Source organism: Qipengyuania sp. RANM35 (assembly GCF_041021145.2).
Lineage (GTDB): Bacteria > Pseudomonadota > Alphaproteobacteria > Sphingomonadales > Sphingomonadaceae > Qipengyuania > Qipengyuania soli.
Window position 1 is genome coordinate 57,133 of record NZ_CM196433.1, and the last position, 25,660, is coordinate 82,792.

General features: G+C 63.7%; 33 protein-coding genes. 19 read left to right on the top strand and 14 right to left on the bottom strand.

Features of this window, described 5'->3' with window-relative positions:
• The first annotated feature begins 69 nt into the window (after positions 1-69).
• The gene (locus tag RAM60_RS00350; protein WP_200982112.1) at positions 70-654 is read left to right on the top strand and encodes a YbhB/YbcL family Raf kinase inhibitor-like protein; all 585 of its coding nucleotides are present in this window, start codon (positions 70-72) and stop codon (positions 652-654) included.
• A gap of 25 nt (positions 655-679) precedes the next feature.
• Positions 680-931: an SWIB/MDM2 domain-containing protein gene (locus RAM60_RS00355; RefSeq protein ID WP_160608914.1), complete on the top strand. Its 252-nt coding sequence runs from the start codon at positions 680-682 to the stop codon at positions 929-931.
• A 3-nt stretch (positions 932-934) separates the two neighbouring features.
• Here the strand turns inward: RAM60_RS00355 and RAM60_RS00360 are convergent, their stop codons facing one another.
• Entirely contained in the window at positions 935-1,339 is a 405-nt protein-coding gene (locus RAM60_RS00360; RefSeq protein WP_369026057.1) for a DoxX family protein, read from the bottom strand.
• 149 nt (positions 1,340-1,488) lie between these two features.
• Between RAM60_RS00360 and RAM60_RS00365 the strand changes: the two genes are divergently transcribed.
• Positions 1,489-2,757: a dipeptidase gene (locus tag RAM60_RS00365; RefSeq protein WP_369026056.1), complete on the top strand. Its 1,269-nt coding sequence runs from the start codon at positions 1,489-1,491 to the stop codon at positions 2,755-2,757.
• Here the strand turns inward: RAM60_RS00365 and RAM60_RS00370 are convergent.
• The 10 genes from RAM60_RS00370 to RAM60_RS00415 all read right to left on the bottom strand — a co-directional run bounded on the left by RAM60_RS00370 (position 2,754) and on the right by RAM60_RS00415 (position 11,050).
• Positions 2,754-3,236 carry a potassium channel family protein gene (locus RAM60_RS00370; RefSeq protein ID WP_200982118.1) on the bottom strand — a complete coding sequence of 161 codons (483 nt, stop codon included), beginning with the start codon at positions 3,234-3,236 and terminating at the stop codon, positions 2,754-2,756. The genes RAM60_RS00365 and RAM60_RS00370 overlap by 4 nt on opposite strands.
• Entirely contained in the window at positions 3,233-3,673 is a 441-nt protein-coding gene (locus tag RAM60_RS00375) for a DUF1810 domain-containing protein (RefSeq protein WP_369026055.1), read from the bottom strand. Before RAM60_RS00375 ends, RAM60_RS00370 begins: the two co-directional genes overlap by 4 nt.
• A 6-nt stretch (positions 3,674-3,679) precedes the next feature.
• A complete protein-coding gene (locus tag RAM60_RS00380) occupies positions 3,680-3,907 on the bottom strand; it encodes a hypervirulence associated TUDOR domain-containing protein (RefSeq protein WP_369026054.1) in 228 nt (75 codons plus the stop codon).
• 25 nt (positions 3,908-3,932) lie between these two features.
• A complete protein-coding gene (locus RAM60_RS00385) occupies positions 3,933-4,154 on the bottom strand; it encodes a hypothetical protein (RefSeq protein WP_369026053.1) in 222 nt (73 codons plus the stop codon).
• A 94-nt stretch (positions 4,155-4,248) separates the two neighbouring features.
• A complete protein-coding gene (gene dapD, locus RAM60_RS00390) occupies positions 4,249-5,073 on the bottom strand; it encodes a 2,3,4,5-tetrahydropyridine-2,6-dicarboxylate N-succinyltransferase (protein ID WP_369026052.1) in 825 nt (274 codons plus the stop codon).
• Between the two features lie 48 nt (positions 5,074-5,121).
• Positions 5,122-6,207, bottom strand: a complete 1,086-nt coding sequence (locus RAM60_RS00395) for a phosphotransferase family protein (RefSeq protein WP_369026051.1) — start codon at positions 6,205-6,207, stop codon at positions 5,122-5,124.
• Positions 6,207-7,295, bottom strand: a complete 1,089-nt coding sequence (locus RAM60_RS00400) for a Zn-dependent alcohol dehydrogenase (protein WP_200982129.1) — start codon at positions 7,293-7,295, stop codon at positions 6,207-6,209. Before RAM60_RS00400 ends, RAM60_RS00395 begins: the two co-directional genes overlap by 1 nt.
• Positions 7,295-8,632 carry an acyl-CoA dehydrogenase family protein gene (locus RAM60_RS00405; protein WP_369026050.1) on the bottom strand — a complete coding sequence of 446 codons (1,338 nt, stop codon included), beginning with the start codon at positions 8,630-8,632 and terminating at the stop codon, positions 7,295-7,297. Before RAM60_RS00405 ends, RAM60_RS00400 begins: the two co-directional genes overlap by 1 nt.
• A gap of 88 nt (positions 8,633-8,720) precedes the next feature.
• A complete protein-coding gene (locus tag RAM60_RS00410) occupies positions 8,721-10,190 on the bottom strand; it encodes an MFS transporter (RefSeq protein WP_200982133.1) in 1,470 nt (489 codons plus the stop codon).
• The gene (locus RAM60_RS00415) at positions 10,190-11,050 is read right to left on the bottom strand and encodes an SDR family NAD(P)-dependent oxidoreductase (RefSeq protein ID WP_369026049.1); all 861 of its coding nucleotides are present in this window, start codon (positions 11,048-11,050) and stop codon (positions 10,190-10,192) included. Before RAM60_RS00415 ends, RAM60_RS00410 begins: the two co-directional genes overlap by 1 nt.
• A gap of 177 nt (positions 11,051-11,227) precedes the next feature.
• Here RAM60_RS00415 and RAM60_RS00420 point away from each other — a divergent pair, with 177 nt between their 5' ends.
• From RAM60_RS00420 to RAM60_RS00440, 5 genes are all read left to right on the top strand, one after another.
• Positions 11,228-12,415, top strand: coding sequence for an acyl-CoA dehydrogenase family protein (locus RAM60_RS00420; protein WP_369026048.1), 1,188 nt, complete (start codon positions 11,228-11,230; stop codon positions 12,413-12,415).
• 3 nt (positions 12,416-12,418) lie between these two features.
• Positions 12,419-13,558 (top strand): acyl-CoA dehydrogenase family protein, encoded by a 1,140-nt coding sequence (locus RAM60_RS00425; protein ID WP_369026047.1) that lies wholly within the window; start codon positions 12,419-12,421, stop codon positions 13,556-13,558.
• Positions 13,559-13,572: 14 nt separating this feature from the next.
• Positions 13,573-14,367, top strand: coding sequence for an SDR family oxidoreductase (locus RAM60_RS00430; RefSeq protein WP_369026046.1), 795 nt, complete (start codon positions 13,573-13,575; stop codon positions 14,365-14,367).
• A gap of 12 nt (positions 14,368-14,379) precedes the next feature.
• Positions 14,380-15,276, top strand: coding sequence for an SMP-30/gluconolactonase/LRE family protein (locus RAM60_RS00435; protein ID WP_369026045.1), 897 nt, complete (start codon positions 14,380-14,382; stop codon positions 15,274-15,276).
• A gap of 119 nt (positions 15,277-15,395) precedes the next feature.
• Positions 15,396-16,307 carry a hypothetical protein gene (locus RAM60_RS00440; protein ID WP_369026044.1) on the top strand — a complete coding sequence of 304 codons (912 nt, stop codon included), beginning with the start codon at positions 15,396-15,398 and terminating at the stop codon, positions 16,305-16,307.
• A 33-nt stretch (positions 16,308-16,340) separates the two neighbouring features.
• Here RAM60_RS00440 and gmk read toward each other — a convergent pair whose 3' ends face one another.
• Genes gmk through RAM60_RS00455 form a run of 3 tightly spaced genes read right to left on the bottom strand, consistent with a single transcriptional unit; the run spans position 16,341 to position 17,928 of the window.
• Positions 16,341-17,003 carry a guanylate kinase gene (gmk, locus tag RAM60_RS00445; protein ID WP_369026043.1) on the bottom strand — a complete coding sequence of 221 codons (663 nt, stop codon included), beginning with the start codon at positions 17,001-17,003 and terminating at the stop codon, positions 16,341-16,343.
• A gap of 48 nt (positions 17,004-17,051) precedes the next feature.
• A complete protein-coding gene (locus RAM60_RS00450; RefSeq protein WP_369026042.1) occupies positions 17,052-17,432 on the bottom strand; it encodes a hypothetical protein in 381 nt (126 codons plus the stop codon).
• A gap of 4 nt (positions 17,433-17,436) precedes the next feature.
• Positions 17,437-17,928, bottom strand: a complete 492-nt coding sequence (locus tag RAM60_RS00455) for an SspB family protein (protein WP_200982152.1) — start codon at positions 17,926-17,928, stop codon at positions 17,437-17,439.
• A 113-nt stretch (positions 17,929-18,041) separates the two neighbouring features.
• On the opposite strand from RAM60_RS00455, the gene hisB reads away from it, so the two are divergent.
• The 11 genes from hisB to tolB all read left to right on the top strand — a co-directional run bounded on the left by hisB (position 18,042) and on the right by tolB (position 25,597).
• Entirely contained in the window at positions 18,042-18,635 is a 594-nt protein-coding gene (hisB, locus tag RAM60_RS00460) for an imidazoleglycerol-phosphate dehydratase HisB (protein WP_200982154.1), read from the top strand.
• Positions 18,628-19,254 (top strand): imidazole glycerol phosphate synthase subunit HisH, encoded by a 627-nt coding sequence (gene hisH / locus RAM60_RS00465; RefSeq protein WP_200982156.1) that lies wholly within the window; start codon positions 18,628-18,630, stop codon positions 19,252-19,254. The genes hisB and hisH overlap by 8 nt, the downstream gene beginning before the upstream one ends.
• Positions 19,251-19,979 (top strand): 1-(5-phosphoribosyl)-5-[(5-phosphoribosylamino)methylideneamino]imidazole-4-carboxamide isomerase, encoded by a 729-nt coding sequence (gene hisA / locus RAM60_RS00470; RefSeq protein WP_369026041.1) that lies wholly within the window; start codon positions 19,251-19,253, stop codon positions 19,977-19,979. Before hisH ends, hisA begins: the two co-directional genes overlap by 4 nt.
• Positions 19,980-20,199: 220 nt before the next feature.
• Positions 20,200-20,976 (top strand): imidazole glycerol phosphate synthase subunit HisF, encoded by a 777-nt coding sequence (gene hisF, locus RAM60_RS00475; protein WP_369026040.1) that lies wholly within the window; start codon positions 20,200-20,202, stop codon positions 20,974-20,976.
• A 31-nt stretch (positions 20,977-21,007) separates the two neighbouring features.
• Positions 21,008-21,322 carry a phosphoribosyl-ATP diphosphatase gene (locus tag RAM60_RS00480; RefSeq protein WP_369026039.1) on the top strand — a complete coding sequence of 105 codons (315 nt, stop codon included), beginning with the start codon at positions 21,008-21,010 and terminating at the stop codon, positions 21,320-21,322.
• Positions 21,322-21,702 (top strand): histidine triad nucleotide-binding protein, encoded by a 381-nt coding sequence (locus RAM60_RS00485; protein ID WP_369026038.1) that lies wholly within the window; start codon positions 21,322-21,324, stop codon positions 21,700-21,702. The genes RAM60_RS00480 and RAM60_RS00485 overlap by 1 nt, the downstream gene beginning before the upstream one ends.
• 71 nt (positions 21,703-21,773) lie before the next feature.
• Entirely contained in the window at positions 21,774-22,226 is a 453-nt protein-coding gene (locus tag RAM60_RS00490) for a YbgC/FadM family acyl-CoA thioesterase (protein ID WP_369026037.1), read from the top strand.
• Complete coding sequence (gene tolQ, locus RAM60_RS00495) at positions 22,223-22,924, top strand: protein TolQ (RefSeq protein ID WP_369026036.1); 702 nt, start codon at positions 22,223-22,225, stop codon at positions 22,922-22,924. The genes RAM60_RS00490 and tolQ overlap by 4 nt, the downstream gene beginning before the upstream one ends.
• The gene (locus tag RAM60_RS00500; RefSeq protein ID WP_369026035.1) at positions 22,925-23,404 is read left to right on the top strand and encodes an ExbD/TolR family protein; all 480 of its coding nucleotides are present in this window, start codon (positions 22,925-22,927) and stop codon (positions 23,402-23,404) included.
• 22 nt (positions 23,405-23,426) lie between these two features.
• Complete coding sequence (gene tolA / locus RAM60_RS00505; protein WP_510639982.1) at positions 23,427-24,218, top strand: cell envelope integrity protein TolA; 792 nt, start codon at positions 23,427-23,429, stop codon at positions 24,216-24,218.
• Positions 24,215-25,597, top strand: a complete 1,383-nt coding sequence (tolB, locus tag RAM60_RS00510) for a Tol-Pal system beta propeller repeat protein TolB (protein ID WP_369026034.1) — start codon at positions 24,215-24,217, stop codon at positions 25,595-25,597. The genes tolA and tolB overlap by 4 nt, the downstream gene beginning before the upstream one ends.
• Positions 25,598-25,660 lie beyond the last annotated feature (63 nt).

Sequence of the window (25,660 nt, forward strand, 5' to 3'; positions counted from 1 at the left end):
TCCAGCGCCTGTGCCTTAACCCGTCGAATCGAAGGGGCGCGGGGGTCGCGGCTCGCACGAGGAAGTTTAATGTCGAGTGGTTCCGGGGGTTGGGTCGCAAGCGCTGTCGGTGGCGGTGAGGTTCCGGCCAATCTGACGCTCGGCAGGGTTGCGGACGAGCGCGTTCTCGGCCGGTCTGGCTTTGCGCTGACCAGCGACGCGTTTCGCCATGGCGGCGAACTGGATCCGTGCTTCACCGCTTGCGAAGAAGATTCTGTCGCACCGCCGCTTGAATGGACCGCCCCTCCCCCAGGCGCGCAGGAAATCGCTCTGGTTGTCGAGGATGCCGACAAGGGCCATGTCCACTGGGCCGTCTGGGGCATCAAGCCGCAGAAGGGCAAGCTGCTCGAAGGCGAGACCCCGCCTAGAACCGGCAAGAACGCCTACGGCAATTCCGAATGGCTGCTACCGGATCCGCCGCTTGGCGAGGAGCACCGCTACGTATTCCAGCTCTTTGCGCTCGATCTCCCGCTCACACTGATGCCGGGGGCGACGCATGAGGAACTCGTCCAGCAAATGGACGGACACGTGACCGCCGCCGCGGTTCTCACCGCCCGTTTCGAAGGCCATGAGGTCGAGGAATGGGACGCTGATGACCTCGACGACGATGACTGAAGCATAGCCAAGGAAAGGATTAGTCATGGCTGGCAAAAACAACGCCCTGCAGAAGCCGGTGAATCTCACGCCGGAACTCGAAGCCGTCGTCGGCAAGGGTCCGATGACCCGCGCCCAGGTGACTTCGAAGGTCTGGGATCACATCAAGGCTAACAACCTGCAGGATTCCAAGGACAAGCGCATGATCAATCCCGATGCCAAGCTCGGCGCGGTGATCGGCAAGGACCAGATCTCCATGTTCAAGATGACGGGCGCCGTCTCGAAGCACATGAGCTAAAGGTCATCGGCGGCGTAGCGGCCAGTCCGTTACGCCGCCGGTCCACAAAGCCAGCCACACCAGCAGTGGCTGCGCAAACATCCTCGGCACATGATAGCCGAAGCCCAGCCCGCCATCGGGCCGCGCCATGTCGAGCGCGAAGTGATGGATATTCGCTGGAAACACGCAAACTGCATAGAGCGCGAGGCCGATCGCACCTGCCTTCCTGAGCCTCGGGGACCAGCCCTGGACCAGTGCGACCGCGCCTAGCAGCTCGGCCACCCCGGTCCAAAACACGACGGTTTCCGGCACCGGCACCCAGCGCGGCGTGATTGTCAGGAAGGGTTCCGGCGAAGCGATGTGCGCGTAACCTGCGAGCGCATAGAACACACCCATGACGTAGCGCAGTATGGTCCGGACGCGGGTCATTCGGCGAAAGCTTCGACGCCCTTCCAGAACGCGATCCGGTGCTTGATCTCGGCTTCGTTCCAGCGTGCGACGATGGCCATGGTGCAATTCCTTTCCTTGTGGCCAAGGTTTGCTAGGAGCAGGATCGCAATAGCAAGGGGTATTCGATCATGCGCCGCACCGCTTTTCTCGCTGCCAGCACCATCCTGTTCGCCGCACCTGCCCTTGCGGCGCCTACACCGGAGCAGACAGCTGCGGCTGCGCTGGAGGCGGCACCGGTATGGGACGGTCACAACGACGTCCCTTATGCCCTGCGCGAGCGGGTCGGCAACGTGATCAACGATTTCGATTTCGTCGACACGCTCGACACTGCCACTGGCGATGTCAAGGCGATGCACACCGATCTGACGCGTGCCCGGAAGGGGCATCTCGGTGCGCAGTTCTGGTCGGTCTATGTCAACGCAAGCCTGCCCGAGGCCGAGGCCGTACAGCAAGTGGTCGAACAGATCGATGTCACCAAGCGCCTAGTCTCGCGTTACCCTTCTGACATGCAGTTGGCCTTCAGCGCCGACGACGTTGCCAAAGCAATGAAGGCGAGGAAGATAGCCTCGCTCATGGGCATGGAAGGCGGGGGCGGCATCGGATCGAGCCTGGCCGTGTTGCGGCAGATGTACGCGCTCGGGGTGCGCTACATGACGCTGACCCACTCCAAGACCCTGGGCTGGGCCGACAGCGCGACAGATGTGCCGACGCATGGCGGTCTCACCGAGTTCGGCGAGAATGTGGTGCGCGAAATGAACCGCTTGGGCATGCTCGTCGACCTCAGCCATGTCAGCGAGGCGACGATGATGGACGCGCTCGATGTGGCGAAGGCTCCGGTCATTTTCAGCCACTCGGGTGCTCGCGCAATCAACGGACACGCGCGCAACGTACCCGACAGCGTGCTGGCACGCCTGCCCCGAAATGGCGGAGTGGTCATGGTTGTCGCGTTGCCCGGCTTCCTGAGCGAGGAGCAGCGACAGTGGTTCGGGGCGCGATCGGGTGAAGAGGCGCGGCTGAAGGCTCTCTGGCAGGGGCAACCCGACCAGGTCGCGGCCGAATTGGCCAAGTGGGATGCCGCCAACCCAACACCGGTTGCGACTGTTTCCGACATGGCAGATCATATCGACCACATCCGCAAGGTTGCCGGTATCGACCATATCGGCATTGGCGGAGACTATGACGGCATGCCGAACGGACCGGTCGGCATGGAGGATGTTTCAGGATACCCAGCGTTATTTGTAGAGCTGGCACGCCGCGGGTACTCGCAGGCCGATCTCGAAAAGATTGCGTCTCGAAATGTGATGCGCGTTCTACGCGAGGCGGAGACTTTTGCAGCGAGCGAGAAGGCCGCGCCACCGATTGAGACCCCGTCGGGTGGTGCCAAGGATGCCGACTAGCGGCGTTTGCCGTCGTCGCCTTCCAGCCGACCCAATACGCGAACGAAGAAGGCGGTAGACCACCCCAAGAGGATGACGCCGAGTACGCCCTCCAGAGCCGCTACCATACGCCATTGTTCATGGATCGAGGCATCGGAATACCCGATCGTGGCGTAGCTGATCGTGGAGAAGTAGAGGGCGTCACTGAAGGTGTGCAGCGCCCCGAGGTGATCATAGAGGAATGCGAACAGCCAGATCTCTATGAAGTGGATCACAATGATCGCGAAGACCGCGACCAGAGTGAAGACGGCTCCGGTGAACGAAAGCGGCTCGAGTTCTTCGAAACGTCGCGTCATCGATTCACGGGAGATGATGCGCTGGATAGTGAAAAGACCGATTCCGTGAATCACAACGCAAAGCGCGATCATACCGGCTCCTACCAGGAGCTGTTCGTTGAAGGTCGCAGTGATGACCTCGACGCTGTCGTCGGAGCCGGTCATAGCCTTTCAAGCGTGTGCGAACAGCGTTCGCCATCGAAGAACTGTTCGATAGCATCATTGAAAACGGCATCGTCTTCCGGACATGCGGCTTCGAACAGCGTCATCGAGCTTCGAAACTTCATCGCATCGGTTTGGCCGAGGATGTCCGCTGCCGACATGGTGCCGGCCCATTCAAGCATGGCTTCCGTTGCCTCGTAGAGTCGAGGACCGAGTTCTTCGTGGGTGGCATAGCCATGCGCGGCATGCTTGTCCGGCAAGGCGTACTTTTTCGCATTGGCGCTTGTGCCGAGCCCAGCGATCTGGGGAAAGACGAACCACATCCAGTGGCTGGTCTTCTCGCCCGACTGGATCTCCTCGAGCGCAGCTTCGTAAACGCCATTGTCCTGGGCGGCCAGGAAGCGATCGAAATCCACCGGATGATCCTCGCGCGCTGCCATCGACGGTCAGCTCGCCTCCGACAATTCGGACCCCAGCTTGAGGACCTCGGAGCCGTCTTCCTGTTCGATCAGGTAGGCAGGGTCGTCCTTCGTCCCGTTCCGCGTGATCTCGCTCCCCTCGAGGGTGCGAGTTACCTTCCGCTCGAACCGCTCGGTAATCTGGCCCGTGCCAGTGCCATCACCCCAGTTCCATTGGACATGCTGGTTCGTCCGGTAACTGTTGGACTTGCTCATGCGACCCGTTTGCTCCGTTCGACGATCAGTTCAGGTCGCCCTGCGGCCGTCCCATTTCCGTTGCCCGATCGTGACGGGCGGCATCATCGGTGCCGTCTCCGGAAAGAGCCGGGATGAGCCAGGTTACCGAGAGCAGCGCAATCGCAAGGACAAGTCCGCCGAGCAGAACCCAGCGCACAACGCCTTCCTTCGAGCCACCGCTCGCCTCGGCTTCGCTAACATGAATTTCTTCGCCTTCCTTGTGCATGACAAACGCCTCCCGCACTCGTTGGTGGACCCGTGTATTCACGGGTTCCTACGGTCGGGATTGGCGAATGTTCCGCCGGACTGTGCCGAAGGTATCAGTCGCGCAGCAACTCGTTGATGCCGGTCTTCGCGCGCGTCTGGGCGTCGACAGTCTTGACGATTACGGCGCAGTCGAGGCCAGGGCCGCCATCCTTGCCGGGCATCGAGCCGGGCACGACGACCGAGTAGGGCGGGATGTGGCCGCGGATAACCTCGCCCGTGTCGCGGTAGACGATCTTGGTCGACTGGGTGATGAAGACACCCATGGCGACGACGCAGCCCTCACCCACGATCACGCCCTCGACGATTTCCGAACGCGCACCGATGAAGCAGTTGTCGCCGATGATCGTCGGATTGGCCTGCATCGGCTCAAGCACGCCGCCGATCCCGGCGCCTGCCGAGATGTGGCAGTTCTTGCCGACCTGGGCGCAGGAGCCGACCGAAGCCCAGGTATCGATCATCGTGCCTTCGCCGACATGGGCGCCGATGTTCACGAAACTGGGCATCAGCACGCAGCCGGGGGCGATGTAGGCACCTTCGCGGGCGATCGCGCCGGGCACCACACGGAAACCCGCCGCGCGGAAACGGGCATCGTCCCATCCCGCGAACTTGCTGGGCACCTTGTCATAGGCCGGATGGCCGGCGCTGCCGCCTTCCATGACGCGATTGTCGTTGAGGCGGAAGGACAGGAGCACGGCCTTCTTGAGCCACTGGTTGACCTTCCAGCCTCCGTTGCCGTCAGGTTCGGCGACGCGACCGGTGCCGCTGTCGAGCATGGCGAGCGCAGCATTCACCGCCGCGCGCACGTCGGCGCTCTGTGGCGTGACGTTGCCGCGGTCTTCCCATGCGGCTTCGATGGCTGCTTCGAGGTCGGCGCTCATGCTGGTCTCCGTATGATATGCGGACAACCCGTTAGCAGCGTGGCAGCGCTAGTCCATCCCTGCGGCGACTGCGAAGTCATACGCACGGTCGACCAGCGGCGCGACGCGATCCGACATCGACTTGGCGTGGGCCGACGAAGCGGTGCCGTCGATGACGCGCTTCTTGATGCCTTGCATGATGCCCGCGAGGCGGAAGAGGTTGTAGGCGAAGTACCAGTCCATTGGCGGGACCGGATAGCCGGTGCGAGCGACGTAGCGTTCGACCGCCTCTTCCTGTGTCGGGATGCCGAGCGCCTTGAGGTCAAGCCCCTGCAAACCTGCGCGACCGTCGGCGGGATTGTGCCAGTTGAGCATGAGGTAGCTGAAGTCCGCAATCGGATCGCCCAGTGTCGACAGTTCCCAGTCGAGCACCGCGAGCACGCGGTTCTCGGTCTTGTGGAAGATCATGTTGTCGAGGCGGTAATCGCCATGGACGACAGAGCTTTCGTGCTGCGGCGGAATGGTCTCGGGCAACCATTCGATCATCCGCTCCATCTTCGGCATGTGCTCGGTTTCGGACAGCTTGTACTGCTTGGTCCAGCGGCTGATCTGGCGCGCGCAATAGTCTGTCGGCTTGCCGAAATCCGAAAGTCCGATCGCATTGGGATCGGTGGTGTGGAGATCGGCGAAGGTATCGATCATCGAATTGTAGATTTCGCGCCGCTCTTCGGGCGTATTGTTCGGCAGCGAACCGTTCCACAAGGACCGCCCGTCGGCGAGGCCCATGACGAAGAACTTCGACCCGATGACCTCCGGGTCTTCGCACAGGCCGTAGGTCTTGGGCACGGGGAAACCTGTCGGCCCGAGTGCATGCATGGCCTTGTATTCACGGTCCACCGCGTGCGCGCTCGGCAGCAGTTTTCCAAAGGGCTGGCGGCGCAGGACATAGGACCGGTTCGGCGTGTCGATGCGATAGGTCGGGTTCGATTGCCCGCCCTTGAACTTCGAATAGCTGATCGGCCCTTCGTATCCATCGACATTGGCCTCGAACCACGCGGTCAGCGCGTCGAGGTCCATCTTGTCGGCGTCGGACACCTCGACGGTGCCGACCATTTCCTTGTCGAAATCGATCGGTGCTGCAGCCTGTTCCGCCATCAGTCGAACACCACCACGCTGCGAGCGGAGTGGCCCCCCTTCATCTTTTCGAAGCCTTCGTTGATCTTCTCGAGCGGGATCCGCTCGGCAATGATCGTGTCGAGATCGAGCAGGCCACGCATGTAGAAATCCACGAGGCGCGGCAGGTCGACGGGGAAGTGGTTCATCCCCATGATCGCGCCCTGCAGCTTCTTGCCCGACAGCAGGTCGAGCGCGCCGAGGCCGACCTTGCAGTCGAGCGGCATCATGCCGAGGATCGTCGCGGTCCCGCCGCGGCGCAGGATCTTGACCGCGAGGTCGGCAGAGGCCTGCCGGCCCACGGCTTCGATCGCGTGATGCACGCCTCCACCGGAAATCTTCATCACCTGGTCGACGGCATCGTCGGCCATGGCATCGACCGCATGGGTCGCGCCGAGCACCTGCGCGAGGTCGCGCTTTTCGGCAATCGGATCGATAGCGATGACCTTGCCCGCGCCTGCGATCTTGGCCGCATTGATCGCCGCGAGTCCTACGCCGCCGCAACCGACGACGGCGACGGTTTCGCCGGGGACGACCTTGCAGGCGTTGAAGATCGTACCCGCACCGGTGGTTACCGCGCACCCGATCACCGCAGCGCGGTCCAATGGCATGTCCTTGTCGATGGCGACGCAGGCATGTTCGTGGATCAGCATCTGTTCGCAGAATGCCGAAAGGTTGAGCATCTGGCCGACCGGTCCGCTGCCGTCAGCACGCATGATGCGTGGCTTGGCGTCGGGCGCACGGCGAGTATCGGCCCCGAGACACAGCGCCATGCGGCCCGTGACGCAGAATTCGCAGTGGCCGCAGAAGGCAGAGAGGCAGGAGACGACGTGGTCGCCCGGCTTCACCGTCTTCACTTCGCTTCCTACCGCGCGGACCACACCCGCCGCCTCGTGGCCCGGAATGGCCGGCAGCGGGTGCGGATAGGCACCCTCGATGAAATGCAGGTCCGAGTGGCACAGGCCACAGGCCTTGGTGTCGATCAGGACCTCGTGCGGGCCCGGATCGGCGAGTTCGACCTCGCCGATCGTCAGTCCGCCGACACTCTCGAGGATTGCCGCCTTTGCCATCAGCGCGCCACTCCCATGTCGCCCGAGGACAGATTGTCATTACCCGAGGTCGGGGCCTTGCCGTCACGCAGGGCGTTGGCGGTGGGGCCAGCTTCGGGCAGGTGCTTGGCGAATTCCATGCGCGCGATCGAGCGAGCGTGGACTTCGTCCGGGCCGTCGGCAAGGCGCAGGGTGCGCTGGTGGGCATAGGCCGATGCGAGACCGTAGTCCTCGCTCACGCCGCCGCCGCCATGGGCCTGGATGGCATCGTCGATGATCTTGAGCGCCATGTTCGGCGCCTGGACCTTGATCATGGCGATTTCCTGCTTGGCGTTCTTGTTACCGACCTTGTCCATCATGTCGGCCGCCTTGAGGCAGAGCAGGCGCGTCATGTCGATGTCGATACGGGCACGCGCGACGCGTTCCTCCCAGACCGAGTGCTTGTAGATCGGCTTGCCGAAAGCTTCGCGCTCCTGGAGGCGCTTGCACATCTTCGCCAGCGCCTCTTCGGCAACGCCGATGGTGCGCATGCAGTGGTGGATGCGGCCCGGCCCGAGGCGGCCCTGCGCGATCTCGAAGCCGCGGCCTTCGCCCAGCAGCATGTTGGTCACGGGGACGCGGACGTCCTTCATTTCCACTTCCATGTGGCCGTGCGGCGCATCGTCATAGCCGAACACGGGCAAATGACGCAGGATGTTGACGCCCGGCGTGTTCTCGAGCGGCATCAGCAGCATCGACTGCGCGGCGTGGCGGCCGGCCGAAAAGTCGGTCTTGCCCATGACGATCGCGACCTTGCAGCGCGGATCGCCGAGGCCCGAGGACCACCACTTTCGGCCGTTGATGACGTATTCGTCGCCATCGCGATCGATCCGGGTTTCGATGTTGGTCGCATCGGACGAGGCAGTGAAGGGTTCGGTCATGAGGAAGGCAGAGCGAATCTCGCCATTCATGATCGGGGTCAGCCACTGGTCCTTCTGCTCACGGGTGCCGTAGCGATGGAACACTTCCATGTTGCCGGTGTCCGGTGCGGAGCAGTTGAACACTTCCGAGGCGAAGCCGACGCGACCCATTTCCTCGGCGCAGAGCGCGTATTCGAGGTTGGTCAGGCCAGGACCTTCGAACTCGTAGGTCTCGTCGACATGGTGGTGGCCGTCATTGCGCGGCGGCATGAAGAGGTTCCAGATACCCTCGGCCTTGGCCTTGGCCTTCAGCTCCTCGACCACCGGAATGACCTTCCACCGGTCGCCCTCGGCGTCCTGCTTTTTGTAGGTCGGGACCGCGGGACGGACGTGAGCGTCGATGAAGTTCTTCACCCGGTCGCGCCAGTATGCTTGCCGTTCTGTCGGTTCGAAATCCATCGTCTCTATCCTTCTCTCTCGATTCCGTTGCTTTAGGAAACTGGCACGCCTGATTGGCCGCGCCAAGCCATGATTCAATTGTTCCACCTCACGGGTGCATCCCTTCAGCGTCGAGGTCTGCCCTCGCAGCATCGCTCAGCACAGCCAGCCGCCGTTCGTGGCTCGCGCGGTCGATGGGGAAGCGACGCAGCACCATCAGGCCGGTGAACCCGACTGCCGACAGCACCACAACGTAACCGAGCGCGAGGTTGGAAATGATGTCCTGTGCCACCTCTCCCGGTGCAGCACCGATCGGGAAGGCGGCCCAGCTCAGGATCTGTCCGGCCAGGAAAATTCCGGCACCGGTCGCGCATTTCTGCATGAAGAAGTAGCCGGCAAAGAAAAGACCTTCGCTGCGGCGACCGGTTTCGGCCTGCGATGCTTCGACCACGTCGGCCATCATCGAACTCGACAGCACCATCAGTGTGATCGCTGCTGTGTTGGCGAGGAAAATCATCGCGAACATGGCTGCAACCGAGGGCTTTCCGGGAAGGCCCGGGAAAATCCCGAAATAGTAGCTGAGGAACAGTCCGGCATTGAAAGTGACCGAGGTGGCCCCGGCGATCAGGGCCGCCTCCCGCTTGCCAAGCCGCCTGGCGAGTGGCGGGATGATTACGAAAGCTGCCATCATCGTCACGAACAGGAGCAACCCGTATGCGACCTTCTCGCCTTGCGTGAACTGCCACAGGAAGCCGAGGAAGTAGTTGGTCAGCGAAAATGCGATGCCCTGGTTGGTAAAGGCGAAAAGGGCTGCAAAGACCAGCCACAGGAAGGCGCGGTTGGACAGGGTCTTGCGCATCTCCGCAGCGATAGCGCGAAGGCCGCCCGCGTGACGCGGTTGCGGGGGAGAGGGATGGGCCACCCGCTTGTGCTGTCCCAGCGCAGACAAGAGCACTGCACCCGCCATGAGTACCGCACCGGAAAGCGCGTAGGCGTAATATCCGGCCGGATCGGTCTCTCCGCTGTCCTTGAAGAAGATGCCGTAGGCCATGATCAGGATCAGCAGTCCGCCTGCCCAACCGAACAGGAAGCGATAGCGCATGAGGATGGTGCGCTCGTCGTAATCGGCGGTCAGTTCGGGTACGAGCGCGACGGAGGGCACTTCGCACATCGAGACCAGCGAGCGCACTATGATCGCCCAGCCGATCAGCCAGCCGAGGACCAGCGTGTTGCTGCCTTCCGGCGGGCTCCACAGCATCATCCAGGCAAGCGCGAGAGGGATCGGCGCGCCGTAGAGCCAGGGCAAGCGGCGGCCCCATCGCGTCTGGGTGCGGTCGGTCAGTTCGCCGATGACCGGGTCGACGAAAGCATCCGCAATCAGCGCGACCATGATGGCGGTGCCCACCAGCCCCGCATCGATCCCTACCACCTGGTTGTAGAACAGCAGGAGGAAGGTGGCGAAGCCATTCTCCTTGATGCCGTAGGCGATCGATCCGAAGCCGTGAAATATCTTCAGCCGCGTCGGCAGACGCTCCGCCGGGGGCGGGGCAATCGTGTCGCTGGCGGCGGAAATTGCCATCAGGCGTTCTGCTTGGCCGCTTGAGCCTGCTCGACCATGGCCTCCAGAGTGGAGAACATGCGCGGAGCCTCGGCATCCCAACTATGCCGGGGGCCGACCGTCAGGCCGCCATCGACGATCATGGACTGCCCGGTGATGAAGCTCGCCGCGTCGCTGGCAAGAAATGCGACCGCGTTGGCGATATCGATCGGCTGCCCGCCGCGCGCCACGGGCTGCGCGTTGCTGGACAACTGGGCGATTGCCGCCTTTGCCATGTCCTTGATCTCGTCCGGCACTTCGAGGCTGGAGGTGAAGATGTTGGTGTTGATGAAGCCCGGCTGGACCGCGTTCACGCGGATGCCGTGCTTGGCGAGGTCCATCGCCGCGCACTTCGTCAGGTGGAGCACACCAGCCTTGGCAACGGCATAGGCGGTCGGCGAATAGCCCGGACCGACTGCGGCAACGCTCGACACGTTGACGATGCTCGCGCCCTTGCGATGCATCATGTGCGGCACGGCATAGCGGATTCCCATCGCCACCGAGCGCAACAGCAGGTCCATCGTGCGGTCCCACTCGTCGGGTTCGATCTCGGAAATATCCGGCCGCGCGCCGCCCGCACCGGCATTGTTGAAGACGACATCGATGCCGCCGGTTTCTGCGGCGGCGCGGTCCATCAGCGCCTTTATGCTTGCAGTGTCGCAGACATTGCACTCGACGAAACGGACATCGCCTTCGGTCTCGGCAGCCAGCTTTTCGCCACCAGCAACGTCGATATCGCTCGCAAAAACAATAGCGCCTTCGCGTGCAAAAAGCGCAGCCGCAGCAGCCCCGATGCCTGATGCCGCACCGGTGACGACAACCGTCTTGCCCGAGAATCGCATGCCTACTCTCTCCCCGAATTTCTCGCGGCCAAGCTTAGGCGCGGAAGCTATCGCGTCAACGAATTCTGCCTGACGCTACGGCAATGCGGGGCATCGCGACCGCCCTTGCGTGCGAGTGGCGAATCACCCTAACGTAAGCGTCAACATACCGAGCTTTTAGAAGAGAGGATTCGGCACATGTCCGACACGGATCTGGAAGGCTTCCGCGCGGAAACGCGCGCGTGGCTGGAAGCGAACTGCCCCCCCGAAATGCGCGAGCCCGTTCGCGACGAAGACGATGTCTATTGGGGCGGCCGCAACGCGACTTTCAAGAACGACGCGCAGAAGGCCTGGTTCGAAGCCTGCCGCGACAAGGGCTACACCGTTCCAGCATGGCCGAAGGAATACGGCGGTGCCGGTCTCTCGCCGGCACAGGCAAAGGTCCTGCGCGAAGAGATGGCGGCCATTGGCGCACGTCCGCCGCTGTCGAGTTTCGGCATCTGGATGCTCGGCCCGGCTTTGCTCCACTTCGGTACCGAGGGGCAGAAGCAGCGTTTCCTCAACGAAATCGCCCGGGGCGAAATCCGCTGGTGCCAGGGCTATTCCGAACCCGGCTCGGGTTCGGACCTCGTTTCCCTGCAGACCTATGGCGAGGACAAGGGTGACCACTGGGTCGTCAACGGCCAGAAGATCTGGACCTCCTATGCCGACAAGGCCGACTGGATCTTCTGCCTGGTCCGTACGGACAAGGAGAACAAGTACCAGGGCATCACCTTCATGCTCTACGACATGGCCAGCCCGGGCGTGTCGACCAAGCCGATCCTGCTGATCAGCGGCAGTTCGCCCTTCTGCGAGACCTTCTTCGACGATGTGCAGGTGCCCAAGAGCTACGGCGAGGACGTTCCTGCCTATGTCGGTCAGGTCAACCGCGGCTGGGATGTCGCCAAGTACCTGCTCGGCCACGAACGCGAGATGATCTCGGGCGCCGATGGCGGCGACCGGACCAGCGCGATCGGAGCTGCCATGCTGCGCCTGTCGGGCGAACTCGACCCGGTGCTGCGTGCCGAACTGGCCCAGTTCGATGTCGATGCGCTCGCCTATTCGGCGATGGGCGAAAAGTTCCTCGACGAAATCAAGGTCGGCAAGGCGCATCCTGCACAGCCGAACATGATGAAATACGCCGGTACCGAGCTGAACAAGCGTCGCCACGAGCTGATGATGGCCGCGGGCGGCACACGGGCGCTCGAATGGGATAGCGGCGAGACCGACGGCGGCAAGCCGTCGCGCAACTGGCTGCGCACCAAGGCGAACAGCATCGAGGGCGGCACGTCCGAAGTCATGCTGAACGTCATTTCCAAGCGTATCCTCGACCTGCCGGGAGCCTGATCGATGCCTCTGTACTACGACGACGACCAGACCATGCTGGCCGAAACCGCCAGCCAGTTCATGGCCGAGGAAGGTTCGATCAAGAACCAGCTGCGCCACTGGCGCGACCGCAACTGCAAGGACGGCTTCGGTCACGGACTGTGGAAGCAGTTCGCCGAGATGGGCTTCACCGGCATGCTGGTGGGCGAGGACGACGGCGGACTGGGAATGGGCCAGGTCGAGGCGAACATCGTGCTCGAGGAAATCGGGCGCAACCTCACCCCATCACCGTTCCTTTCGTCTTCCGTGCTGGCGGCCACCGCGCTCAAGCACGGCAGCAATGACGTGAAGGGCCGCTGGCTTCCCGACCTCGTTTCGGGCGACAAGGTCTATGCCGTCGCTATCGACGAAGGCATCAAGCACCGTCCCGAACGCATTGCCTGCCGCGCCGAGAAATCGGGCAACGGCTTCCGCCTGTCGGGCAAGAAGGACTTCGTGGTCTACGGCGCGTCCAGCGAAATGATCGTCGTCGCGGCACGCACGTCCGGCAGCGATGCCGACAAGGACGGGGTCACCCTGTTTGCCGTGCCGCAGGATGCTGCCGGCATGAGCCATGACAGCGTCCGACTGGTCGATGCCTCGATGGCCAGCCATGTGACCTTCGACAATGTCGAGCTCGACGGCGATGCCGTGATCGGCGAGGTCGATGGCGGTCGCGATGTGCTCAATGCGATGCTCATTGCCGGTCGGGTGGGTTCGGCTGCCGAGGGTGTCGGCGTCGCTCGCGGTGCGATGGACATGACCGTCGACTACATCAAGCAGCGCAAGCAGTTCGGCAAGGTGATCGGCGAGTTCCAGGCCCTCCAGCACCGCGCATCGCACCTCTATTCCGAAGTCGAGATCGCCCGCGCCGTGACCATCAAGGCCGCCCAGCTGTTCGACGCCGGAAGCGAGAAGGCCGACCTCATGGCCAGTGTCGCCAAGGCCAAGGTTGCCAAGGTCGCGGGGCTTGCGGTGCGCGAAGGTGTCCAGATGCACGGCGGTATCGGCATGACCGATGAATACGACATCGGCCTCTACATGAAGCGCGAACGTGCCCTGCAGGAGTTCCTGGGTGACCAGTACTACCACGCAGGTCGTGTGGCCGAGATGAGCGGATACTGATCGGGAGAAAACTGATGAACCTTGAAGACCTGTTCAGCCTTAAGGGGCGGGTTGCCCTCGTGACCGGGGGCAGCCGCGGCATCGGCAAGATGATCGTCGAAGGCTTCCTCGCTGCCGGCATCGACCGCGTCTACATCACCGCGCGCAAGATCCACGAGATCGAGGAAACCTGCGACGAGCTGGGTGAGAAAGTCATCGGCATCCAGGGCGACATCTCGACCATCGCCGGGATCGATGCGCTAGTGGAGGAAATCTCCGCCCGGGAGGACAAGCTCGACATCCTGGTCAACAATGCCGGGGCTGCCTGGGGCGTCGATTATGTCGACTTCCCCGAAGCCGGGTGGGACAAGGTCATGGACCTCAACGTCAAGACCCCCTTCTTCCTGACCCAGAAGCTCCACGGCCTTTTGACTGCCGCCGCCTCGCCAGAGCGGCCGGGGAAGGTGATCAATATCACCTCGATCGACGGCCAGCGGGTCAACCCCTGGGAGACCTACAGCTACCAGGCATCGAAGGCGGCGCTGATCCACCTGACACGGCGCATGGCTGCACGTTTGGTCAAGGACCACATCTACGTCACCAGCCTTGCACCCGGGGCCTTCCCGTCGAGCATGAACCGCGCGGCGCGGGATCACGAGGCGGAAAGCGCCGCAGGCATCCCCAACAAGCGCGTCGGCGACAAGTACGACATGGGCGGAACTGCCGTGTATCTCGCCAGCCGTGCGGGAGACTACACGATCGGCGAGACTCTCACCGTCGACGGAGGCATCGTCAACGCCCTGCTGCCGAGCCACTTCGCCCAGCCCTGATGGAGTAACGCCATGTCCCGCACCCAGCGCCTCGTCGCCGACGGCATCCACTTTGCCGAAGGGCCACGCTGGCGTGAGGGGCGGCTGTGGTTCTCCGACTTTTACGCCCACCGCATCTATTCGGTGAGCGAGGCCGGCGGCGACATGCGGGTCGAACTCCAGCTCGAGGGCGAGGAGCAATCCTCGGGCCTCGGCTGGATGCCCGACGGCTCGCTGCTGTTCGTCAAGATGCAGGCACAGGAGCTTTGGCGGCGCTGGCCGGACGGACGGCTGGAACGCCACGCGGACTTGTCCGGCATCGCCACCTTCTGGTGCAACGACATGGTCGTCGATCCGAAGGGCCGGGCCTATGTCGGCAACTTCGGCTTTGATCTCGACGCGGAGCTGTCGGCACGTGGCCCGGAGAGCGTGCTCGCCAACCACCCGACCACGCCGTTGGCGCTGGTTGAGATGGACGGGACGGTCCGCTCAGCTGCGGGGAATGAACGCTTCGGCTTCCCCAATGGCACGGTGATAACGCCCGACGGCAAGACGCTGATCGTTGGCGAGACGCTGGCCGGTAGGCTCACCGCGTTCGACATTACCGATGACGGAAGCCTCTCGAACCGCCGGGTATGGGCCTCCACCTTGCCGCATATTCCGGATGGCATCTGCCTCGATGCCGAAGGTGCGATCTGGATCGCGGACCCGCTGGCGCCACGGTGCGTGCGGATAGCGGAAGGCGGTGAGGTTCTCGAAATCGTCGAGACCGAGGGTCTCAATTGCTACGCCTGCATGCTTGGCGGAGCGGACGGGCGCACGTTGTTCACGCTGACGGCACCTTCTTCGCATCGCGAACATGCAAGTGCCGAAAAGGCTGGCCGAATTTACGCCTGCACCGTCGATGTGGGGCGCGCCGGTCTCCCCTGAGCCACTGTCCAACGCTGCGGTTTCGGGAAATCACTTGCGGGAATCTCGCCTGCAAAGCTATTCGAGCGGCCTTGCACATGCCAAGGCTGGCAACGCTCCCGAGGAAGAGGTCGTTTATCTTGCGTAACAAGTCCGTGTTTTTCGCCAGCGCCGCTGCCTGCTGTGCCCTGCTCGCATCTTGCGGCGGGGGCGATAGCGCAACGCCAACTCCGACCCCGACTTCGACTGGAACGCCGACTCCGACACCGCCGACCACGATCGATTTCGATTTCACCAAGGCTTTTACGGCAACGGCTTCGGGCACGTCTTTCAACTATGCCTACTTCGCTCCGACCGGTGGATCCGAAGTCTGGAGCGAAGGGTCGCGACGCGGTGGGGAGGCGAAGATCACCTTTGCTGTTTCGCCAGAGAGCGTGACCCTGGAATGGCCCGACCCGTCGACCCTCACGACTTTCTCTGCGGCTGACCTGCTCACCGCCTCGCCGACGCTGCGGACCTATCGCAAGGGTAGCGACGGCCTATCGATGGAGCTGCCCTTCGACAATGTCTTGCGGGTCGCATACGAGACCACCATTCCTTACACGCGCGAGACGGTGGTAGGAAACCTCCATGGTTACCGCTATTCGATCTTCTACAACACCGTGACCACGACCACGGCCATTGCATCGAACCTTGCTTACACGGGGACTGCGCAGGTGGTTGGGGGCAAGTCGGGTGAAACCCCGCCTGGCGTGTTCAGCTCGCCGGCGACGACTCTTACCGTCACCTCCAGCGACAAGAAGATCGCCGGAACGATTCAGGTCGTCGAGTTCGTTGCGGGTGCGCCCGTGGTGCGTGCGGCTCTGCCGATTTCCTCGACCTTGACCGACAGCGGTGTTTTTGCAGGCGACACCGAAGACACTGCCAACGCCTTCAAGGGCAAGTACGTAGGGTCGCTCGCCGGGCCGGACCGCGAGGAAGTATTCCTGATCTTCGAAGTCCAGCACACCGATGGTCGCAAGTTCCTCGGCTCGCTGATCGGCAAGCGATAATCGCGCGGGCGGCCGAACGCCGCCCGACCCGTCTCAGGACATAAGTTCCCGCACGAAGGGGATGAGTCCGGTTTGCCGGGTTCGCTCCATCCGCTCGGCTTCGAGAATGGCGCGAACCTTCTCGAAGCACGCGTCCACGTCGTCGTTGACCACGACATATTCGTATTCGGCCCAGTGGCTGATTTCTCCGCGGGCGCGATCCATGCGCGCATCGATCACGTCTGCACTATCCTGGGCGCGACTTTCGAGACGGCGGCGCAGTTCGGCAAGGCTGGGCGGAAGGATGAACACGCTGACGACGTCCTGCCGGTCCTTCTGGTAGAGCTGCTGCGTACCCTGCCAGTCGATGTCGAAGAGGAAGTCCTGCCCCTCCTTCAGCGCCGAGCGGATGCGGCCCTTGGGGGTGCCGTAGCGGTGCCCGAATACATGCGCCCATTCGTAAAAGTCGTCCTCCTCGACCATCCGGTCGAACTCGGCATCGTCGACGAAATAGTAGTGGGTCCCATCGATCTCGCCCGGACGTGGCGGGCGGGTGGTGACGCTGACCGACAGGCGGATTTCTTCGTCCGCATCCAGCAGCATGCGGCTGATCGTCGTCTTGCCCGCGCCGCTGGGAGAGGACAGGATGAACATGAGCCCGCGCCGTGCGAGGTTGGGTCGGACAGTGTCGCTGGTGGATGCAGTGGAATCGGCCATGTGCGCCTTTGGGCCAAGGCGGCGGGTCAAATCAAGGCCGGGCGGACCCTATTCCTCCGATTGCGCCTGCTCGATCAGCTGGGCGTCGCCTTCGGCCTGCTGTTTCCGCTTCGACTTGCGCCGGTCGTAGAGCGTTTTCGCAAGCGCGCCTCCGCCGACGATTATCGCGCCGGGCAGGTTGCGTGTCGCCAGCCTGGCCAGTCCGAACGACACCACGGTCTGGCCCAAAGTCTTGTTCTGGATGATGTCCCGAGCCGCTTCCTTGCCGTAGCGGCCGCGCAGGAAACCCTTTTCGACCGTACGACGGACGATATAGGACCCCGCGCGGATCGCGACATCGGCCAGCATGAGGTTTGTGAGCGGGTTCTCGGTCGGGCCCGGGACCTTCGCGCCCTTTGTCGAGGGTTTGCGGTTTTTCCGCTTCGCCACCGGGTTACTTCTTGCGGCCGAAATCGACCGTCACGACGTTGGAGCCATCGTCGGTCTTGGGCGTGCCGTCTTCGGGGCCGTCGTTCTCCGGCAGTTCGGTCGGCGCCGGAGCCATGTCGGCGACGGTTGCCTGGAACTGGAGGCCGAAATCTACCGCCGGGTCGACGAACTGGGTGATTGCGGCGAATGGGATGTCGAGTTCAGCCGGGACCTGGTTGAACGACAGGCCGACGGAAAACCCGTCCTCGCGCACGTTGAGGCCCCAGAACTTGTTCTGCAGCACGATGGTCATTTCGTCGGGAAACCGCTCGCGCAGGTTCTGCGGGATGACCACGCCGGGCGCATGGGTCTTGAAGGTAATGTAGAAGTGGTGGGCACCCGGCAGTTCGCCGCCGGTATCCTCGATCTCGCCCAGCACGCGGCCCACGACTGCACGCAAAGCCTCCTGCACGATGGAGTCGTAAGGGATCAGGCTGTCGGGCGTGTCGTCGCTCATGCGCGCTAGGTGATACCCGAAGGGCGGCGGGTCAAGCGCTTTAAGCCTGACTTTACCCTTGAAAGCGGTTCATTTCCTTGCGCGCGGACCTGCTTGGCCTATAGGCGACTGCCATGCGAACAGGCCGTATCGAACGCAATACTGCGGAAACGAAGATTCTCGTCGAGGTCGATCTCGACGGGACGGGCAAGTACGAGGTGGCGACAGGGATCGGCTTCCTCGACCACATGGTCGAACAGTTCGCCAAGCATTCGCTGATCGACGTGACCATGAAGGTCGATGGCGACCTGCATGTCGACCAGCACCACACGACCGAGGACAGCGCGCTGGCGCTCGGCCAGGCACTTTCCGCCGCACTCGGCGACAAGGGCGGGATCGCACGCTACGGCAGCGCCTATTCGCCGATGGACGAGACGCTGGCACGCGTCGCGCTCGACATTTCGGGCCGCCCCTATCTCGTGTGGAAGGCCGGGTTCAGCCAGGAAAAGCTGGGCGAGTGGGACACCGAACTGATCGAACACTGGTTCCACTCGGTTGCCCAGACCTGCGGCCTGACGCTGCACGTGGAGCTGCTCTACGGCACCAACAACCACCACATCTGCGAAGCGATCTACAAGGGCTTCGCCCGCGCCATGCGTGCCGCGGTCGAGGTCGACCCGCGCAAGGGCGGGGCCATCCCTAGCACCAAGGGGCAATTGGGTGGCTGAGGTCGTCGCCCTCGTCGATTACGGCGCGGGCAATCTGCATTCAGTGGAGAACGCGCTGCGCAAGGTCGGGGCGTCGGTCACGGTCACTGCCGACCCAGATGTGGTGCGCGCTGCGGATCGCATCGTCCTGCCCGGCGTGGGTAGTTTCAAGGCATGTGCCGAGGGGCTTCATGCGGCGAAGGGCGTGGTCGAGGCGATGCACGAGCGCGTGTTCGTCGGCGGTGCGCCGTTCCTCGGCATCTGTGTCGGGATGCAATTGCTCGCCACCAGGGGCCTCGAACACGCGGTCACTCCGGGGCTCGACTGGATTCCGGGCGAGGTGCGACTGATCAAACCTTCCGACGAGACGGTAAAGGTACCGCACATGGGCTGGAACGACGTCGCGCTGACGCCGCACGCGAAGTACCATGACCTGGTTGAGAACGGAGAGGCCTACTTCCTCCACTCCTACCACTTCCATGCCGAGAGCGGTAAGGATGTGCTCGCGATGACCGACCATGGCGGGGGGCTGGTGGCGGCAGTGGGGCGCGACAATATCGCCGGGGTGCAGTTCCATCCCGAGAAGAGCCAGCACTACGGGCTCGCCATGTTGGGCCGTTTCTTGGAGTGGAATCCGTGATCGTCTTTCCTGCCATCGACCTCAAGAATGGCCAGGTCGTCCGCCTGGCCGAAGGCGATATGGACCGCGCGACTATCTATGGCGATGATCCGGTAGCGCAGGCGCTGACCTTTGCCGAGGCGGGGGCGGAACATCTCCACGTGGTCGATCTCGACGGCGCCTTCGCGGGCGAGAGCCGCAACCGCGAAGTGGTCGAGCGGATCGTCGAGGCCTTCCCGGGCTATGTCCAGCTCGGCGGCGGCATCCGCAATCCCGAGGCCGTCGAAGGGTGGTTCGATCTGGGTGTCGCGCGGGTCGTGATCGGCTCGGCGGCATTAAAGGACCCCGAGTTCGTCAAGGACATGGCCCGCGAATACGAAGGCGGCATCGTCGTCGCGGTGGACGCCAAGGACGGCATGGTGGCGACGGAAGGCTGGGCCGAGGTGTCCGACGTCTCGGTGGTCGACCTTGCCCGCCGCTTCGAAGATGCGGGCGTCGCCAGCCTGCTGTTCACCGACATCGGCCGCGACGGTCTGTTGAAGGGCGTGAATATAGACGCAACACTCGATCTTGCACGCCGTGTAGACCTTCCCGTAATCGCCAGCGGCGGTGTTAAAGGACTGGACGACATTCACGTGCTTTCGCTCCACGCACGCGAAGGGATCGAAGGCGTGATCACCGGCCGCGCGTTGTATGACGGGCGGCTCGACCTTGCGGCGGCGCTGGCGATGGCGGCGCGGACGTGATTCCTGATTGGCTCCTTTTGGTGGTGGCGGGGGCTGCCCTATTGTCCTCTTACTTCTCCTTTCAAACGTGGAAGGCCCGCGAATGGGGGCAGGGAAGTACGCCCGTCTTTAGCATCGAGAAGGATCCGCTGGGCTTTTGGACAATGTTTGGTTTGCAGGGTGCTGCAACTCTTTGCATGGTAGTTTTTGCCGTATGGATGATGGCAGAGAGGGCGATGCGATGACCGTCCGCGTTCGCGTCATCCCCTGTCTCGATGTGCGGGACGGGCGCGTGGTCAAGGGGGTCAATTTCGTCGACCTCAAGGATGCCGGCGACCCGGTCGAGCAGGCGCAGGCCTATGACCGCGCGGGCGCCGACGAACTCTGCTTCCTCGATATTTCCGCGAGCCACGAGGGGCGCGGGACGCTGCTCGACATGGTCCGGCGGACGGCGGAAGTCTGCTTCATGCCGCTGACCGTCGGCGGCGGGGTGCGCAGTGTCGAGGATGCGCGCGAGCTGCTGCTGGCAGGCGCAGACAAGGTGGCGGTCAACAGCGCTGCGGTTGCACGGCCGGAACTGGTGCGCGAGATCGCCGAGAAGTTCGGCAGCCAGTGCGTCGTCGCCAGCGTCGATGCGCGCGCGGCAGTGCAGTCGGACGGCGCCTTTCGCGGCTGGGAAATCTACACCCACGGCGGGCGCAAGCCGACCGGGATCGACGCGGTGGAACACGCCCAGCGTCTGGCCGAACTCGGCGCGGGCGAACTCCTCGTCACCTCGATGGACGGCGACGGTACCAAGGCTGGCTACGACCTCGAACTCACCCGCGCGATTGCCGACAGCGTTTCGGTGCCGGTCATCGCCAGCGGCGGTGTCGGTACGCTCGAGCACCTGGTCGAAGGCGTGACGCGCGGCCATGCCAGCGCCGTGCTCGCGGCCTCGATCTTCCATTTCGGTCAGCACTCGATCGCCGAGGCACATGCCGCGCTGCGCAATGCCGGCATCCCTGCGCGCGGTTGACCGCACAGGCGCGCTGCAACAGATAGGTCCGATGGACACGCTCTCCCGCCTCGAAGCGACGATCGCTTCCCGCCGCAATGCAGATCCCGCGTCGAGCTATGTGGCGCAGCTCAACCATCGCGGGCTTGCGGTCATGGCGCGCAAGCTGGGCGAGGAAGCGGTCGAGACCATCACTGCCGCGCTCGCGGGCGAACGCGAGGAACTGGTGGGGGAGGCGGCCGACGTATTGTTCCACCTCATGGTCCTGCTCGGTGCGAAGGACGTGACGCTGGCCGAAGTGCTTGCCGAGCTTGACCGGCGCGAGGGCACGTCCGGCATCGAAGAGAAAGCCAGCAGGAGCGAATAATGCCCATCGACCCGACCCTGCCCTACGACGACAACAACATCTTCGCGAAGATCCTGCGCGGCGAAATCCCCTCGACCAAGGTGTACGAGGACGAGTGGGCCTATGCCTTCGAGGACATCAACCCGCAGGCCGAAATCCATACGCTGGTGGTGCCAAAGGGCCGATATGTCAGCTGGGACGACTTCAGCGCCAGGGCGAGTGCGGAGGAAATCGCGGGCTTCGTCCGCGCAGTAGGCAATGTCGCGCGCGACAAGGGGCTGGTCGAACCCGGATATCGCATGATGGCCAATATCGGCGCGCATGGCGGGCAGGAAGTTCCCCACCTCCACGTGCATATCTTCGGCGGACAGCCGCTCGGGCCGATGATCCTGAGGCGTTAATCGCCCAAATCGCTCATTTCGTCGTTTGCGATTGCCGTGCGACTCGGCGCTCGTCTAATGCCGCCTGACGCATGACTATGCCCAATCCCCCCGACGGACTGCTCGACAAGGGCCGCCACCTTTACGCGGTGCGCGTCTATTACGAGGACACCGACCTTTCGGGCATCACCTACCACGCGAATTACCTGCGCTGGTTCGAGCGTGCGCGATCGGACTTGCTGCGCCGACTAGAAATCGACCAGCGCGCCGCGATCGAGGCGGGCGAGGGCGCCTATGCGGTGTCCGAACTCACGCTCAAATACCTGCGCCCTGCCAAGCTCGACGATGACGTGCTCATCGAGACTCGCTGCACCGAACTCGGTGCCGCTTCATGTCGCATGCATCAGAAGGCGTGGAGGGGTGACGAATTGCTGGCCGAGGCGCACTTGCGTGTCGGCTTCGTTTCACCCGAGGGCAGGCCCAAACGCCAGCCCGAGGAATGGCGCGCGGCCTTCGCGCGTTTTGCCGCACAAGAGGACCAATGAGCTCGATCGCCCTTCTTCTGATCGCCGCCGCCCCGACGCGGCTCGACCCCATCCGCCTGTTCCTCGACGCCGATATCGTCGTCCAGCTGGTGATGACCGGACTGCTGCTCGCCAGCGTGTGGGTTTGGATGATCATCGTCAGCTTCTCGATCCGCATGCGCAACATGCGCGCTCGCACGATCGAGTATGAAAGCGAGTTCTGGCAGGCGGACAATTTCGACCGCTTCACTTCCGAACGCGGCAACAAGGACATCCCTGCGGCGCGTGTGGCGCAGGCGGCGGTCGGCGAATGGCGCCGCTCCACCAAGACCACGGTGCGCGATCCCGAGGCGCTGCGCGCCCGCATCGCTTCGGCCATGGATAGCCAGATCGCGCTCGAGGCGGATGACATTGCCGAACGGCTGAACTTTCTCGCCACGGTCGGTGCGGTTGCCCCCTTCGTCGGCCTGTTCGGCACGGTCTGGGGCATCATGAACAGCTTCTTCCAGATAGGCGCGCAGGAAAGCAGCAGCCTCGCCGTCGTCGCGCCGGGCATTTCGGAGGCGCTCTTTGCCACCGCAATCGGCCTCTTTGCTGCCATCCCGGCAGTGATCGCCTACAACCGCTTCAGCCACCGCGTGGACCGCTACGAAGCGCGACTGACCCGCTTCGCCGACAAGCTTTCGGCCACTTTCAGCCGCCAGCTGGAGGCGCTCTGAATGGCGATGGGCCTTGCATCGGGCGGGGGGCGCAGGCGGCGCGGGCGCGGCAGCGGGCGTCGTCCGATGTCCGAGATCAACGTCACCCCGCTCGTCGACGTCATGCTGGTGCTGCTGATCATCTTCATGGTCACTGCACCGCTGCTGACCGCGGGTGTCCCGATTAACCTGCCCGACAGCCGGGCCTCGGCGCTGCCGCAGGAACAGCAGCAGGTGACGATCAGCATCGACGAGAGCGGATACGTCTATATAGACGATGCGCGGGTACCCGTAGGCGGCTTGCCCGAGGCGCTGAAGAATCTCCCGCGGACTGGCGAAGGCCCCGATATCACCCTGCGCGCCGACCGCGCGCTCGACTACGGCCGCGTCATGGCGGTGATGGGCGAACTCAACCGCGCAGGGCTCAACCGCATTTCGCTCGTGACGAATGGCGGCGGAGTTCGCGCGCCGGTCAACAACGGTTCATCGCAGCAGGAATAGCCCGATGAGCATGGGAGCGAGCATGTTGCGAAAGGAAGAGAAGACCGGCCTGCTGGTCGCGCTCGGCCTGCACCTGCTCATCCTTGTCGCGCTGTTCGTCCAGGGACTCCTGCCCGCGCCGACCTTCGAAAAGCCCGAACGCATGACGGTGAGCCTGGCCGAGGATGTTGGTCTCGAAGCGACTGCGCCCGATCCGGTGGCGGAAAGCCGCGCCGCGACAGCGCCGACCATTTCGGATGCACCCGCACCAGCGCCCGACCAACCCGCACCGCGCGAGACCACGGCGCCTGCCCCGCGCGTCCAGTCTCCCGTTCCCGCTCCGACCGCGCGGCCCGACAACCGCGAGCGTCGTCGCCCCGACCCGCCGCGCACGCAGACTCCCCCGCGCAAGCAGGACAAGGGCGGTGGTTCGCGCTTGGGCGATAACTTCCTCGAAGGCTCGGGCAGCAGCACCACGACCAGCGAGACCCGCGTCCCTGCCTCGCAGATCGGTGCGAGCGCCAAGGCTTCTCTCGTCCAGGCGATCGCCCGTCGGATCAAGCCCAAGTGGCAACCGCCGAGCGGCCCCGACGTCGATCGCATCACTACTTACCTTCGCTTCCGCCTCAATCCCGACGGCAGCCTTGCCGGGCGCCCGACCGTGGTTCGCCAGACCGGCATCAACGACACCAACCGCGCGCAGGCCGAACGCCATGCCGAACAGGCCATCAGGGCCGTCCAGCTTGCCGCACCCTTCACCGACCTTCCGCCCGAATTCTACGAGGCCTGGAAGCTGGTCGGTCCCTTTGGCTTCGACTGGAGACTCGCCCAATGAAATATCTTCTGCTCGCGACCCTCGCGCTGGTTGCCGCGCCTGTGCTGGCGCAGAATCAGGATCTCGGACAGGCGGTCCAGGAAGGCGGGGAGGTCGAGACCGTGGACGAAGGCGAAGGCCTAACGGGTTCGGTCAGCTTCGAAGGCAATCTCGACGATCTCGGTATCGCCATCCCGGGCTTTGCGACCGACGCCGACGTGCCGACCCCGGCGCATAGCAGCGGGACAGCGGCTCTGGGCAAGGAACTCGCTCGCGTCATCACGGCGGACCTCAGGAACAACGGCCTCTTCAAGCCGACCGGCCCCGATGCGCTGCCGCAGCCGCGCTTTGCCGAGATTACCGCGCCCAACTTTCCCACCTGGTCGAACCGCGGCGCGGAAATGCTGGTCCATGGCTACGTCCGCGGTCGCAGCGACGGCAAGCTGACGGTCGGTTGCTACCTCTACGACATGGCCTTGCAGAGCCAGCTGGTACGCGAAGGCTGGGTAGTCCAGCCCGCCGACTGGCGTCGCGCCGCGCACAAATGCGCGGACCTCGTCTATTCGCGCCTCTCCGGCGAGAGCCCCTTCTTCGACAGCCGCATCGCCTATATCGCCGAAACCGGGCCCAAGGATAACCGGACCAAGCGGCTCGCCATCATGGACAGCGACGGGGCGAACCATCGCTTCATCACCACCGGCCGTTCGACCGCCCTGACCCCGCGCTATTCGCCCGACTACAAGAAGCTGTCCTACCTTAGCTATATTGACGGCAATCCGCGCATCTACATCTACGATATCGGGACGGGCAAGCAGACGCTGGTGACGCAGAGCACCAACCCGACCTTCGCCCCGCGGTGGAGCCCGGACGGCAGGTGGATCCTCTATTCGATGGCGGTCAACGGCAATACCGACATCTACCGCGTGCCTGCGTCAGGTGGCGAGCCGCGGCGGCTGACCGACACGCCGGGGATCGATATCGGCGGGTCCTATTCCCCCGATGGCAGCAAGATCGTCTTCGAAAGCGACCGTTCGGGCACGCAGCAATGCTACGTCATGAACGCCGACGGTTCGAACCAGCGCCGCATCAGCTTCGGCGGCGGGCGGTGTGCCACGCCGGAATGGAGCCCGCGCGGCGACCAGATCGCCTTCACCAATGCCAGCAGCTTCAACATCTCGGTCATGACGCCGTCGGGCGGCAGCGTCCGCACGCTGACCAATGGCTGGCAGGACGAGGCACCGACCTGGGCGCCCAACGGCCGCATCATCCAGTTCTTCCGTACCGAGCGCAACAGTGGCAGGACCTCGCTGTGGCAGGTCGACCTGACGGGCGAGAACCTGCGCCGCCTGCCGACGCAGGTCGATGCTTCGGACCCCTCGTGGGGACCGATCCTGCCGTAGATGCATTGAACGAGAGATAGTACACTTGGGGGCAAACCAGGTTTGCAACGCTGTTTGAAAGGG

Excerpts from the sequence above, each read along its gene's own strand:
- RAM60_RS00350 (WP_200982112.1), top strand. The coding sequence starts at position 70 with ATGTCGAGTGGTTCCGGGGGTTGGGTCGCAAGCGCTGTCGGTGGCGGT.
- RAM60_RS00355 (WP_160608914.1), top strand. The coding sequence starts at position 680 with ATGGCTGGCAAAAACAACGCCCTGCAGAAGCCGGTGAATCTCACGCCG.
- RAM60_RS00360 (WP_369026057.1), bottom strand. The coding sequence starts at position 1,339 with ATGACCCGCGTCCGGACCATACTGCGCTACGTCATGGGTGTGTTCTAT.
- RAM60_RS00365 (WP_369026056.1), top strand. The coding sequence starts at position 1,489 with ATGCGCCGCACCGCTTTTCTCGCTGCCAGCACCATCCTGTTCGCCGCA.
- RAM60_RS00370 (WP_200982118.1), bottom strand. The coding sequence starts at position 3,236 with ATGACCGGCTCCGACGACAGCGTCGAGGTCATCACTGCGACCTTCAAC.
- RAM60_RS00375 (WP_369026055.1), bottom strand. The coding sequence starts at position 3,673 with ATGGCAGCGCGCGAGGATCATCCGGTGGATTTCGATCGCTTCCTGGCC.
- RAM60_RS00380 (WP_369026054.1), bottom strand. The coding sequence starts at position 3,907 with ATGAGCAAGTCCAACAGTTACCGGACGAACCAGCATGTCCAATGGAAC.
- RAM60_RS00385 (WP_369026053.1), bottom strand. The coding sequence starts at position 4,154 with ATGCACAAGGAAGGCGAAGAAATTCATGTTAGCGAAGCCGAGGCGAGC.
- dapD (WP_369026052.1), bottom strand. The coding sequence starts at position 5,073 with ATGAGCGCCGACCTCGAAGCAGCCATCGAAGCCGCATGGGAAGACCGC.
- RAM60_RS00395 (WP_369026051.1), bottom strand. The coding sequence starts at position 6,207 with ATGGCGGAACAGGCTGCAGCACCGATCGATTTCGACAAGGAAATGGTC.
- RAM60_RS00400 (WP_200982129.1), bottom strand. The coding sequence starts at position 7,295 with ATGGCAAAGGCGGCAATCCTCGAGAGTGTCGGCGGACTGACGATCGGC.
- RAM60_RS00405 (WP_369026050.1), bottom strand. The coding sequence starts at position 8,632 with ATGGATTTCGAACCGACAGAACGGCAAGCATACTGGCGCGACCGGGTG.
- RAM60_RS00410 (WP_200982133.1), bottom strand. The coding sequence starts at position 10,190 with ATGGCAATTTCCGCCGCCAGCGACACGATTGCCCCGCCCCCGGCGGAG.
- RAM60_RS00415 (WP_369026049.1), bottom strand. The coding sequence starts at position 11,050 with ATGCGATTCTCGGGCAAGACGGTTGTCGTCACCGGTGCGGCATCAGGC.
- RAM60_RS00420 (WP_369026048.1), top strand. The coding sequence starts at position 11,228 with ATGTCCGACACGGATCTGGAAGGCTTCCGCGCGGAAACGCGCGCGTGG.
- RAM60_RS00425 (WP_369026047.1), top strand. The coding sequence starts at position 12,419 with ATGCCTCTGTACTACGACGACGACCAGACCATGCTGGCCGAAACCGCC.
- RAM60_RS00430 (WP_369026046.1), top strand. The coding sequence starts at position 13,573 with ATGAACCTTGAAGACCTGTTCAGCCTTAAGGGGCGGGTTGCCCTCGTG.
- RAM60_RS00435 (WP_369026045.1), top strand. The coding sequence starts at position 14,380 with ATGTCCCGCACCCAGCGCCTCGTCGCCGACGGCATCCACTTTGCCGAA.
- gmk (WP_369026043.1), bottom strand. The coding sequence starts at position 17,003 with ATGGCCGATTCCACTGCATCCACCAGCGACACTGTCCGACCCAACCTC.
- RAM60_RS00455 (WP_200982152.1), bottom strand. The coding sequence starts at position 17,928 with ATGAGCGACGACACGCCCGACAGCCTGATCCCTTACGACTCCATCGTG.
- hisB (WP_200982154.1), top strand. The coding sequence starts at position 18,042 with ATGCGAACAGGCCGTATCGAACGCAATACTGCGGAAACGAAGATTCTC.
- hisF (WP_369026040.1), top strand. The coding sequence starts at position 20,200 with ATGACCGTCCGCGTTCGCGTCATCCCCTGTCTCGATGTGCGGGACGGG.
- RAM60_RS00480 (WP_369026039.1), top strand. The coding sequence starts at position 21,008 with ATGGACACGCTCTCCCGCCTCGAAGCGACGATCGCTTCCCGCCGCAAT.
- RAM60_RS00485 (WP_369026038.1), top strand. The coding sequence starts at position 21,322 with ATGCCCATCGACCCGACCCTGCCCTACGACGACAACAACATCTTCGCG.
- RAM60_RS00490 (WP_369026037.1), top strand. The coding sequence starts at position 21,774 with ATGACTATGCCCAATCCCCCCGACGGACTGCTCGACAAGGGCCGCCAC.
- tolQ (WP_369026036.1), top strand. The coding sequence starts at position 22,223 with ATGAGCTCGATCGCCCTTCTTCTGATCGCCGCCGCCCCGACGCGGCTC.
- RAM60_RS00500 (WP_369026035.1), top strand. The coding sequence starts at position 22,925 with ATGGCGATGGGCCTTGCATCGGGCGGGGGGCGCAGGCGGCGCGGGCGC.
- tolA (WP_510639982.1), top strand. The coding sequence starts at position 23,427 with ATGTTGCGAAAGGAAGAGAAGACCGGCCTGCTGGTCGCGCTCGGCCTG.
- tolB (WP_369026034.1), top strand. The coding sequence starts at position 24,215 with ATGAAATATCTTCTGCTCGCGACCCTCGCGCTGGTTGCCGCGCCTGTG.